Annotated in this window: 7 protein-coding genes and 1 CRISPR repeat array; of the genes, 3 read left to right on the top strand and 4 right to left on the bottom strand. The window is 65.1% G+C overall.

The genetic code is table 11. From position 1 onward, the window contains the following. Window positions 1-13 precede the first annotated feature (13 nt). A CRISPR array of direct repeats spans window positions 14-4,074; the repeat unit is 36 nt; unit sequence GTGCTCCTCGGCATCCCGCCGAGGCTCCTTTGAAGC. Window positions 4,075-4,547: 473 nt separating this feature from the next. Beyond that, the gene (locus G7A99_RS12605) at window positions 4,548-5,438 is read left to right on the top strand and encodes an AraC family transcriptional regulator (RefSeq protein ID WP_163140641.1); all 891 of its coding nucleotides are present in this window, start codon (window positions 4,548-4,550) and stop codon (window positions 5,436-5,438) included. Between the two features lie 108 nt (window positions 5,439-5,546). Here the strand turns inward: G7A99_RS12605 and G7A99_RS12600 are convergent, their stop codons facing one another. Beyond that, a complete protein-coding gene (locus G7A99_RS12600) occupies window positions 5,547-7,694 on the bottom strand; it encodes a TonB-dependent siderophore receptor (RefSeq protein ID WP_163140639.1) in 2,148 nt (715 codons plus the stop codon). A gap of 773 nt (window positions 7,695-8,467) precedes the next feature. Beyond that, complete coding sequence (locus G7A99_RS12595) at window positions 8,468-8,698, bottom strand: hypothetical protein (protein ID WP_163140637.1); 231 nt, start codon at window positions 8,696-8,698, stop codon at window positions 8,468-8,470. Between the two features lie 55 nt (window positions 8,699-8,753). On the opposite strand from G7A99_RS12595, the gene G7A99_RS12590 reads away from it, so the two are divergent. Next, window positions 8,754-8,951: a hypothetical protein gene (locus tag G7A99_RS12590; protein WP_163140635.1), complete on the top strand. Its 198-nt coding sequence runs from the start codon at window positions 8,754-8,756 to the stop codon at window positions 8,949-8,951. A gap of 312 nt (window positions 8,952-9,263) precedes the next feature. Here the strand turns inward: G7A99_RS12590 and G7A99_RS12585 are convergent, their stop codons facing one another. Then, window positions 9,264-10,511, bottom strand: coding sequence for an MFS transporter (locus G7A99_RS12585; protein WP_163140633.1), 1,248 nt, complete (start codon window positions 10,509-10,511; stop codon window positions 9,264-9,266). 157 nt (window positions 10,512-10,668) lie between these two features. On the opposite strand from G7A99_RS12585, the gene G7A99_RS12580 reads away from it, so the two are divergent. Continuing rightward, a complete protein-coding gene (locus G7A99_RS12580) occupies window positions 10,669-11,586 on the top strand; it encodes a LysR substrate-binding domain-containing protein (protein ID WP_163140631.1) in 918 nt (305 codons plus the stop codon). Here the strand turns inward: G7A99_RS12580 and G7A99_RS24915 are convergent. Next, on the bottom strand, window positions 11,583-11,929 hold a 347-nt coding region (locus G7A99_RS24915), incomplete at its 5' end, for a hypothetical protein (RefSeq protein ID WP_205599840.1). The two genes, G7A99_RS12580 and G7A99_RS24915, sit on opposite strands and share 4 nt — an antisense overlap.

The raw sequence follows: 11,929 nt of genomic DNA, 5'->3' as shown, positions 1-11,929 counted from the left end.
GAACCCAGGTTGTGTGCTCCTCGGCATCCCGCCGAGGCTCCTTTGAAGCTCGGGTAGACGCGGCTCTCGTCGAACTCCACCACGCTGGTGCTCCTCGGCATCCCGCCGAGGCTCCTTTGAAGCCGCCCAGACCGCCGCCAGTGGCTGTACACCGGGATCACGTGCTCCTCGGCATCCCGCCGAGGCTCCTTTGAAGCCCAGGGGCGCGGTCGTGGCTCCTCCCCTGCCCTCTCGGTGCTCCTCGGCATCCCGCCGAGGCTCCTTTGAAGCAGAATGAACTATCTTAACCCTGCCGGGGCCTGCTATTACGTGCTCCTCGGCATCCCGCCGAGGCTCCTTTGAAGCGAGGTCGTCGCCGGATTCCGCCGGCTCCTGGACCGGGTGCTCCTCGGCATCCCGCCGAGGCTCCTTTGAAGCGCAGACCAACCACCAAGCGGAGGCAGTGATGGCGAAGAAGTGCTCCTCGGCATCCCGCCGAGGCTCCTTTGAAGCCTCATCCCCTTGATGCTGCCGGTGAGCGCATCCATGTCGCGTGCTCCTCGGCATCCCGCCGAGGCTCCTTTGAAGCCGCTCGAGTCATAAGGTGCGCATCCCGCATGGAGCGGGTGCTCCTCGGCATCCCGCCGAGGCTCCTTTGAAGCTGGGTGTCTTTCAGGTTCGGGAGCTCGTCCGTGAAGTGCCGTGCTCCTCGGCATCCCGCCGAGGCTCCTTTGAAGCGAGACGATCGAAGACGCGCTTGGGGAGATTCCGACGCGTGCTCCTCGGCATCCCGCCGAGGCTCCTTTGAAGCGGGGTGTATATGGGGCGAGGAACTATCATTGTTGATGTGCTCCTCGGCATCCCGCCGAGGCTCCTTTGAAGCTCGTCCATCTTGTTCGGCTCCTCCAGGTCGGAGAAGAAGTGCTCCTCGGCATCCCGCCGAGGCTCCTTTGAAGCTCGTTAAATCCTTTAAATAAATACAAAACGGAGGCATGTGCTCCTCGGCATCCCGCCGAGGCTCCTTTGAAGCCTGCGCACGCCGGCGGTGCACTGGGTCGCCGACGACGTGCTCCTCGGCATCCCGCCGAGGCTCCTTTGAAGCCCTACATCGCAAGCCATCGCCTCCCGCTTCACCCGAGTGCTCCTCGGCATCCCGCCGAGGCTCCTTTGAAGCAGCTCGGCGTCCTCGATGTAGCGTTCACGTGCGCGCTGTGCTCCTCGGCATCCCGCCGAGGCTCCTTTGAAGCCGCGCCCAGGCGTCCCAGTTGATCTGGCTCGCCCGAGGTGCTCCTCGGCATCCCGCCGAGGCTCCTTTGAAGCTCCGGCCTGGTCCGTCTTGGCGCGGGGCAGTCTCGGCGTGCTCCTCGGCATCCCGCCGAGGCTCCTTTGAAGCCGAACGGCACACCGGCCAGATCGCGGGCCTCGTCCAGCGTGCTCCTCGGCATCCCGCCGAGGCTCCTTTGAAGCAAGAATCCACCGGCAGCATGGAGGATTTGCGCCGCATCGTGCTCCTCGGCATCCCGCCGAGGCTCCTTTGAAGCGGCGTCGTATCTGCCGCGGACTACACAACCGCCGTGTGCTCCTCGGCATCCCGCCGAGGCTCCTTTGAAGCCATCGATATCTCTAGCTTTGCTCTGCCTACGTTTATGTGCTCCTCGGCATCCCGCCGAGGCTCCTTTGAAGCCGCGATGCACCGACGTCCAGTTTCCCGGTCATGGCCGGGTGCTCCTCGGCATCCCGCCGAGGCTCCTTTGAAGCTGCCCGCGCTGATCGGTGATGGCGTTCGCTGCCCTCATGTGCTCCTCGGCATCCCGCCGAGGCTCCTTTGAAGCTCGGCGGCGCGATCGGCGGAGCTGGCGGCCCGGTTCAGGTGCTCCTCGGCATCCCGCCGAGGCTCCTTTGAAGCATAAGCCCTTAATTCCTTATTCCTTGGCGCTATTGCGGTGCTCCTCGGCATCCCGCCGAGGCTCCTTTGAAGCGTCGTCTACCTCGGGCAGTTCAATGGTTTCAGTGTTGTGCTCCTCGGCATCCCGCCGAGGCTCCTTTGAAGCCCGGTGCGCGAGTGGCTCGACTTCCTCGCCAGCCACGTGCTCCTCGGCATCCCGCCGAGGCTCCTTTGAAGCCGCGTCGCGCTGCGCAAGCCGCTGTGCGAGCACGGATGTGCTCCTCGGCATCCCGCCGAGGCTCCTTTGAAGCACGTTCCCGCGGGGCACTCGCAGTGACGCCCGGGCGGGTGCTCCTCGGCATCCCGCCGAGGCTCCTTTGAAGCGGGGTTCACGGAGACGGCGGTTTACCCCGGGGCATTGTGCTCCTCGGCATCCCGCCGAGGCTCCTTTGAAGCCTAAGAAACTTTTATCTATAGCTAAGAAACACGCTTCGTGCTCCTCGGCATCCCGCCGAGGCTCCTTTGAAGCCTTCTTCTCGCTCAGCCGGAACACGCGCTGGCGGTAGGTGCTCCTCGGCATCCCGCCGAGGCTCCTTTGAAGCCGCGCGCTCCGCGAACGGCTGGATGCCGATTTCCAGAAGGTGCTCCTCGGCATCCCGCCGAGGCTCCTTTGAAGCACGCGATTGCCCAGCGCCGCAGCGCATTGATCGTGCGCGTGCTCCTCGGCATCCCGCCGAGGCTCCTTTGAAGCGACCGTGTTCGCCATTTGCTATCCTGCGCTGAGGAGGTGCTCCTCGGCATCCCGCCGAGGCTCCTTTGAAGCCTGCTATGACGTTCGATGCTTTAGCGGAGAACTACTTTGGGTGCTCCTCGGCATCCCGCCGAGGCTCCTTTGAAGCACGCGACGCTGGCGCGGCATTTGGCGGACAAGCTCGGTGCTCCTCGGCATCCCGCCGAGGCTCCTTTGAAGCGTCGGCGCGTCGTGTGGCCGAGTAGCCGCTGCGGAGTGCTCCTCGGCATCCCGCCGAGGCTCCTTTGAAGCGCCGCGCCATTGGTGGGAGACAGCGCTGGGAAGCCGGTGCTCCTCGGCATCCCGCCGAGGCTCCTTTGAAGCGACCTGGCATCCAAGGTCGATATCGCTGCGCTGGAGTGCTCCTCGGCATCCCGCCGAGGCTCCTTTGAAGCCCGCACAGCTCCATGAGCTGCACCGACTTCGAGTCGGGTGCTCCTCGGCATCCCGCCGAGGCTCCTTTGAAGCAAGCTCCTCATGCAGAGCTACATGCTCGCGAAGGGGTGTGCTCCTCGGCATCCCGCCGAGGCTCCTTTGAAGCGACGCGGATTTGTACGTGGAGCGCGAGTGCTTTGGGGTGCTCCTCGGCATCCCGCCGAGGCTCCTTTGAAGCTCCTTCGTATCGCCGATGTAATACACGTTGTCGCCGTCGGGTGCTCCTCGGCATCCCGCCGAGGCTCCTTTGAAGCTGTATCTTCACCTTCGTTGTATTCATCAAACTCATCGTGCTCCTCGGCATCCCGCCGAGGCTCCTTTGAAGCTGGGCGGCGACGTCGACGATCAGGAGCGGGTCGTCTGGGTGCTCCTCGGCATCCCGCCGAGGCTCCTTTGAAGCAAGCCATTGGTTGTGAGTTCAAGTCTCACCGGTCCCACCGTGCTCCTCGGCATCCCGCCGAGGCTCCTTTGAAGCCAGCTGTGCCCACTTGGCCTCGCCCCACAGGTGCAGAGTGCTCCTCGGCATCCCGCCGAGGCTCCTTTGAAGCTAGAAAAGCCGCTCCGCAGGAACGGCTAACTATCTGGTGCTCCTCGGCATCCCGCCGAGGCTCCTTTGAAGCTTATGTTGCGCCCTACTTACGGAGTGACTATGAAAATAGTGCTCCTCGGCATCCCGCCGAGGCTCCTTTGAAGCGCGCTCTTGCTCACCGCCTGCGCGTCTCTTCCGCAGCCGTGCTCCTCGGCATCCCGCCGAGGCTCCTTTGAAGCACGGGGCAAAACGAAAGCGCGCTCCGGAGCTACCTTGTGCTCCTCGGCATCCCGCCGAGGCTCCTTTGAAGCTTGGCCGCCTGGTCGCCCGCACTGGCGCTGCCGCTGTGCTCCTCGGCATCCCGCCGAGGCTCCTTTGAAGCCGCTCGCTGTACGGGAGCTGGGTATACTGCGTCTGCGGGTGCTCCTCGGCATCCCGCCGAGGCTCCGTTTAGACGGCTATTCCGAGAGTGTCGGCTGCCTTGAGCAGCCGACCTACATTGGGAGGGTGCTGCAACCCGGACTTTCCGTGCGAGCCCTGTGTGAGAGGTTGCCATCACGTCAAGGAGACGGAGACGGTATACGTCCACGGCTTGACCGTCACGACCTAGGCCGGGAAGCGCTCGCGGCGGATGCGGGTCTCCAGAGACGAATGACACTAGACGTCTCGACGGCACTGGCCACGCAGCACCCACAACGGCCGATCACGAATGTTTAAAAATGCGTCTCATTTGCATACAATTTCCGTTTCGCAAGCGTGCTTCGATGCCCGGCAGGGGTTTCCGAAGCGTCTTGCAGACGACATAGAAAACGGCGCACGCAGCGGTCTTGCCCGCCACTCCGGCAGGGTCCGCGTCCGGGCCTGACGGTCCGCGACGCACGGTCCGGCGCCGCCGGCGGCAGGATCCGATCGCGCGGGGCAGGACGCAGATGAGCTATCACCACCAGTTCACCGGGCGGACGGAAGGGATCCATCCCACCGCTCCGCTCAGGTGCCGGAGGCTCGACGGGCTGATCGGCGCCTTCTGGGAGGCGGAGGGCGAGGCGGGCGGCAGGGGCTACTACCTCTCTGCCAACCCGCGGATCAGCATCTTCTTCTCGGACGTCTCCTCGATCCGGGTGGCCGAGCGGAAGGGTGCGGTCAGGCGCACGGGCCGGCCCATGGCACGCGCGTTCTACGTTCCCGCCGGGACGCCCATGTGGACGTCGTTCACCTCGCCTCTGTCCTTCTCTCATCTGGACATTCATCTGAATCCGCAGAAGATGGTGAACCTTCTCGCACCGTCGCTGGGGCGCGCCGCCGCACTGGGGATCCTTCGCCGCCCCGCCGAGGTGGAGAAGACGTGCGGCCTTGAGAGGCTGGCGCAACTGATGGTCGACGAAGTCACGATGCCGGAACACCACGACCTCTACGCGGAGAGTCTCGCCGCGAGCCTGGTCACCGGCGTGCTCGACCTGAGGGAAAGGCGCACGCAACGCGCGGAAGGCCGGCTCACGCGCGCACAGATGCGCAGGATCATCACCACGTTCGAGGCCGGGGGCGGACGGCGCCTGACGGTCGCCGAGATGGCCGAGGCCGTGGGCCTGTCCGAAAGCTGGTTCTCCCGTGTGTTCAGGAACACCGCCGGCATGACACCGCTGCAATGGCAGTCGCGGCAGCGCATCGATCTGGCGAAGACCCTGCTGGGCGAGGGTGAGCGCAGCATCTCGGAGATCGCCGACCGGCTCGGCTTCTCGGACCAGGCACACCTGACCCGGGTCTTCCACCAGGTCGAGGGCGAGACACCGGCCGCGTGGCGGCGTGCCCACCAAATCGGCTGACCGCCACGATTCGCACGAGCCGGCACGCCCCGTGCCGGGGTATCGGGCGAGACCGGAACGGAATGTCCCGCCCGCATCGCTGCGGGCAGGAACCGGCCGCCCGGGAGGTCACCAGTTGTAGCGCAGAGACGCCATGATGGTGCGGCCGGGGTTGTAGTAGTTGGCGGTGCCGCTGCCCACGACATGCTGTTCGTCCAGCAGGTTCGAGACATCGACGCGGAGGTCGACGTTCTCCGTCACGTCGTAGCCGGCCGACGCGTCGAACAGGACTGTCGAGTCGCTCTGGCCGTTGCTGTTCTGCTGGTTGAAGTAGTAGGAGCCGACGAAGCGGGCCCCCGCCCCGAGGGACAGGTCTCCGCGCAGCCCGGATACGGGCACCACGTACCTCGCGCGGATCGATGCCAGGTGATTCGGCACCGAGGCGAACTCGTTGCCCTCGACGTCCTCGCCGCGCACCGGACCCGACTCGATCACCTCGGTGTCCAGATAGCTGTAGCCGCCGAGCAGGCTGAGATTCTCGGTGAGTTCGGCCTTGCCCTCGATCTCGAAGCCGCGGACCCGGCTCTCGCCGATCAGCTCCCGCTCGATGGCGCCGTTGTCCTGCACCACCGCGACCGTTATGTCCTTCTTGGTCAGGTCGAACACGGACGCGGTGAACATCGCGTTAATCCCCGAGGGCCGATACTTCACGCCCAGCTCGTACTGCTCGCCCCGCTCGGGCTCGACGCCGACCTGCGGCGGTGCGACAGATTCGACGTAGCTCACGTAGCTCGAGATCTCGTCGGTGACCTTGTAGGTCAGCGCGCCCCGGAAGGAGGACTCGGAGAAGTCGTCGCTGTCATCGAAGGCAGCGCCGGATTCCTGGCCGGAGCTCTCCAGGTCCAGCCAGTCATGGCGCACGCCGCCGGTCACGATCACCCGGTCGTAGAACGACAGGTTCTGCTGAAGGAACAGGGATTTGGCCTCGTAGTCGGTGTCCTCTTCCCGGTAGGGGGACGTGCTGCTGGGGCCGCCGGAGTAGACGGGATCCGAGACGTCGATCGACGAGGCCAGGCCGTAGAACGAATTCGAGTCCGACGAGGCGTCGCGATACTCGACGCCGGCCAGCGTGCTGCTGTCCACCGGGCCGACGCTGGCGTCGTACTGCAGCATCGTGTTGCCGATCACCTCCTCGGCTGACGAGTCGCCGCCGAAATAGTAGCGGGACAGGACGTCGCCGGTCCGGCCCGCGAAGTCATAGAGGTAGACGTAACCGGAGTCGTCGGTCAGATCGCTGTAGCGCGCGTTGGCCCGCACGGACAGCCCGCCGCCGAAGTCGTGCTCGAACATCGCGGAAACGGTCCCGCGTTCCACGTCGTGGTAGTTGAAGCCGGGTTCGCCGAAGAACCGGCTGCGATCGTACTCGCGGTCCAGGGGGTAGCCGCCGCTGTTGGGGGTGCTCTCCCGCTTGAGGTAGTCGGCGACGACGGTCAACGAGGTGTCGATGCTCGGCTCCCAGGTCAGGCTGCCCATCACGAACTTCTCGTCGTCGCGTGAATGGTCGTATTCGAGCTCGCTGTCCTTGACCTTGCCCGTGAGCCGGAAGGCCAGCGTGGACGTCTCGTTCAGCGTGTCCCCGAGGTCGAAACCGGCCTCGCGATGGTCGAAGGAACCGCCCTGGACGTAGCCTTCGCCGAAGCGCTCGAACTTGGGCGTCTTGCTCACGTAGTTCACCGATCCACCGGGATCGGAGGGCCCGAACAGGGTCGAGTTGGCCCCCTTCAGGACCTCGACGCGCTCGAAGGCGTAGGGCTCCTCGCGCACACCGCGCATCGAGCCCAGGGTCATGCCGTCGCGATAGGTCGAGGCCTGGAACCCGCGCACCAGGAAATAGTCGTTGCGGTCGTCACCACCGTAGTAGTCGGTGATGATGCCGGGCGTGTAGTTCAGCACCTCCTCGACGGTCTCGGCGTTACGCTCCTCGATCTCCTTTTCGGTGATCACGGACACCGAGGCCGGCGTATCCAGAACGCTGGTCGCGACCTTGCCCCCGACCCAGAGCTCATGGGCGACGATCGAGTTCGCGTCGTCGTCCGGCTGCACGGCGCTGTCGACGAGGATCGGCGAGAGCCGATAGACCTCACCCTCCGTTTCGGAGGCCTCCTGGGCGTGGGCGCCCGCTGACGCGACAACGAGTGTCACGCATCCCATCAGCAGGCCGTTCAGGCGATGGTTGCGGCGAGTACGGCGCCGAGAGGCGTTCGTCTCTCTATCCATGTCCACTCCTAGTTTCCACAAATCTCGGCTTCAGCTCCCGCGAAGGGGGCGCCGGCGCGGGGTCCGCCCTCGGGCTGGACTCGACGCGATGGCCTCCCCCGCTACGCAGTCTGTCGGTGTCGTCCGCGGGCAGATCATCCGGTGCGCGTGGGCCATTTGGCCCGGGGTATTGCGGAAGGAGTCTTACAAAGCGCCGGTGCGGCGTATTGAACGTTCCAACTGTTATTGAAGGAAATTGCGGCGAATCCGCCCGAGAGGCCGGCGGAACCGGATTCCGGGGCATTTCTGCGGCTTGGTGCCGATGAGCGGAAGGACGGCCCCGCCACCATCGGGCAGCGACCGGGCCAGGAGGTCACCTACCCCGGCTTCGGCCACCGCGCGGGCGACCGGCGGCTCCTGGACGTCCGGCCACGACTTGCCGCCACGGCGCGCTCGTGGGCCGCTCGCCGAAGTCATCCACATGACGGAAGACCACGTGCTGATCGTGGACATCGGGTTGGTGGACACGGCAGCCCCCGGATCGCGGCCCGTGCTCCTCGGCATCCCGCCGAGGCTCCTTTGAAGCTTCGCGATGCGCGATCGGCTCGGACGGATCGGTCAGGTCGCCCTCGAGGGCACGCGCGGCGACGGGGCGCCGCCTTCGAGCGCTCCCTCGCCGCGGTGATGCGGGCCGGTCACCCGGGGGCCGGGGATTATCCGTGGTCCCTGTTCCAGGCGGCGATCGAGGAGATCACGGAGGCCGGGAAGTCCGGCGGCCAGTGAGGCCGCCGCGGCTATCGCCGGCGGGGCGGGATGAGGGCGAGGCCGATCAGGCGCAGCACGGCGAAGACGATCCCAACAAGGATCGCCATGGCAACGGCCCCGAGCAGGAAAGGCCAGAGGTAATCATGGATGAAGACGGCGATGGGGCTAATGGCCCACATGGGGGTCACGAGCGCTTCTGTCAGCCAGTGCGCCGGGCCCACCGCCAGCAGAGAGATAGTGAAAGCGAAGAAATAGGCCAAGGCCGACCATCCGAGGATGCGTCCGACCCAATGACCCCAATGCGAGTTCCTTCTCATGGCCGATAACACCGTTCAGATCACTCTCAAGGCGAACGTAGCCGATTTCGAGAAGTCGATCAAAGCTGGGGTCGGTACCTTCGATGCCGAGATGAAGGGCGCGGCGCGGACGGCCAATACGCAGGTGCTCCTCGGCATCCCGTCGAGGCTCCTTTGGAGCTCGACGAAGTTCTCCACGAACTCCGTCGAAACGTAGCTTGCTCCTCGGCACCCACCGAGGTTCCGTTGAAGCCAATGAGTGAACCGATCACGTTTACCGGAAGGAAAGACTCCACCGCTGCGATCCGGGGGCTGCCGAGTCGGTCGGCTCACGCCGAGGAACTTATCTCAACGACGGGTACAAGGGTCGGGGAATACCCGGGTGACCGACGCCCAGCGCGCTCGCTCATGGCCGGTCTCTGCGACGTCGACCACCCGCCTGACTTTGAACCACGCTCCTACCGCTACAACGTATGCAGGCTGCACCGCTGACCGACGAGCTCAGGCGACGGACTCGTAACCCATTTGTTCAGGAACGCGATACGCGCGGTGCAACGAGGCTTGCGTAGCCCAGGTACATGGCGATCACCCCCATGAGCACGGCTCCAGGCAAGCGATAACCGCCAGCAGCGTCAACCAGTGCACCGAAGACGATGGGGGTCACCACGATAGCTATCTGATTGATCGCCATGGCGATGCCAAGTGTGGTGCCGAGGCGTTCATGAGGGCTGATCTCGGTAATCCATGCTACCCATGGTCCATACCAGCCAAACCCGAAAAAGCCGAGCCAGGCCGAAGCTGCGTACAGCAGCACAGGGTCGGGGTCTATCGCAGGGACGAGCCCCACGGCCACCAGCCCTGTCAGGCAACCGACGGCGGTCGCCGCCACCATTACTGTTCGGCCACGAGCGATACGATCGCTCAATGCCGCTAGCACTATACGCCCCGCCGCGCCGGCAAGCTGCATGAGCAGCAGGTGAACCGCGCCCAATGTAAGTGGCATTCCCAGGCTGTCCCGGTAATAGAGTGCGAGAAACATCAACGCAATGGTCTGCAGCGTGATCAACACCACGCCGGCGAACGCTGCAAGTCGGAAAGCCGGTAACGCGAGAAGTGCACGCGCGTGCGAACGCATCGGAATAAAATCCGACGACCCTACCGGCAATGCCGCCCGCCCTTCGCGATTGGGCGAGTGGTACACCAGACAGAACAACGCGCCGCCGGCGAGCACGACTCCGGCGCCGGCCAGAAAGGCCGAGCGCCAGCCGAGATCATTCGCGATGCCCGGGAAAAGGGCAGCCGCCATCACGCCGCCAAGCGGTAGCCCGGCCTGCCGCAGGCCCATAGCCAACCCGCGCTCCCGCGGAGCGAACCAGTGGAAGACCGCCTTACTGCCACCTGGCTGAGCGGTGCTATAACCCACTCCCACAAACAGCAGGCACACCAACAAGCCGGCAAGCCCGGTAACCAGACCCGTGGCTGCCATGCTGAGCCCCATGACAAACGCGCCCGTGCCGATCACCAGGCGCTCGCCGGCCTGATCGAGCCACGCGCCGACGAACAGCAGGCCGAGCACGGGGGCGACATTGAGCACACCGGCCAAAGCGCCGACGCCGGCGTTGGTGAGACCAAAATCAGCCTGGATAAAGCCGCCGAGCACGCCAATACCCTGAGTCGAGACCGCAGCCGTCGTCTGCGCGGTCATCGCCGCGGCAAGCACCCACCAGCGATAGGGCCGATCTTCAGGACGCTCCAACGTCGCTCGTACGCTCGCCATAGCGCTCCCTTTCCGCGCGGTCGCCTCCGCCTTTTCACAGGCTCGTCAACGGGACACGGTCGCCACGGGCACGCACTTTCGACCATAGATGCGTGGACAAAATTGCCAAAATGAATTATCAGAGGGCACATCATGTGCAGACCCAATAGGCGCTGCTATGAAAGACCTCGATATCGATCTGCTGCGGGTATTCGTCGCAATCGCCGAGGAAGGCAGCTTCACCGGCGCGGGTCAGCGGCTCTATCGCACCCAGTCGACCATCAGCCTGCAGCTCAAGCGCCTGGAGCAGCGCGTCGGTCACCGCCTGGTACGGCGCACGCAGGGACGTGTGGGAGGCTTGACCGCGCTCGGCGAGACGTTGCTTGGGTATGCGCGCGAGCTCATTCGTCTCCATGGCGAGGCGACCGCCGCCCTCGGGACACCGCGGCTCACAGGTATGGTGCGGCTGGGGTTATCGGACGAAGCGGCCCACCAGGACCTCTCCCAGGCGCTGGCCCGCTTTCAGGCGCGGCACCCGCGGGTCCAACTCGAGGTGACCTGCAGTGCCTCCGATGAGCTCGAGGAACACGTCGCGACGGGCCGGCTGGACCTCGCGCTCATCAACCGCTGTGACAACGACGTGCCGGCGGAGCTGGAACTGGATCGCCTCTACCGCGAGGAGCTGGTTTGGGTGATGCACGAGGGCCTTCAGTGGCTCCCCGACGAGCCGGTGCCGCTGGTGTGTTTTCCCCAGGGCTGTGCCTATCGGGCACGCGCTATCGGTGCGCTCGATCGCCAGCACTTACGATGGCGGCCGGTCTATACCAGTGCGAGCCGCGAAGGTGTGTGGAGCGCCGTCGTCTCCGGGCTCGGCGTGGCAGCATTACCAATGCGTGGCATCGCCCCGGAGTCATCGAAAGTGATCACCGCTGCCGCCACCGGCTTACCGCCTCTCCCGCCGGTTACAGTCGCTCTCGTGGTAGCGACCGAACACAAGACCCAGGAGCCTCTTGCGAGCCTCAGTTCGCATGTTCGGCAACAGTTTGTGCGCCACGGAGTCTCGCGACACACGCCCGAAGCCGACGGGGTGTCCTAGCGGATACACACCCACAAGCAGGAGAGGCAATCGCGATACGCCTGTCGCTTGGCGTGGCCCTGATCATGCTCGCCCTCGGCGTCCAGCCTCCCATGACCGCGTGGCTCGACGAGCCGCCCGCGTGACTGTCGCTGCCCGCCTACGATGTGTTGACGGCTGGCATGCCGCTGGCTCTCTCCGCTGCATTGTGCCAGCGCAGTAATTCGCAGCGCCCTGTGGTCATATAACGCACCCGCTTCGTCGAAGAAAACGGCCAGATAGCGTTTCCGCTCCAGGCTTTCCGGCTCCCCGCGGATAGCGGCCCGGATAAACTCCGACTCGGGGATGTCGGCTGCCAGGAGCA

The sequence above is a fragment of the Arhodomonas sp. KWT genome (genome assembly GCF_010993615.1).
This window is presented reverse-complemented; position numbering and strand designations above follow the sequence as displayed.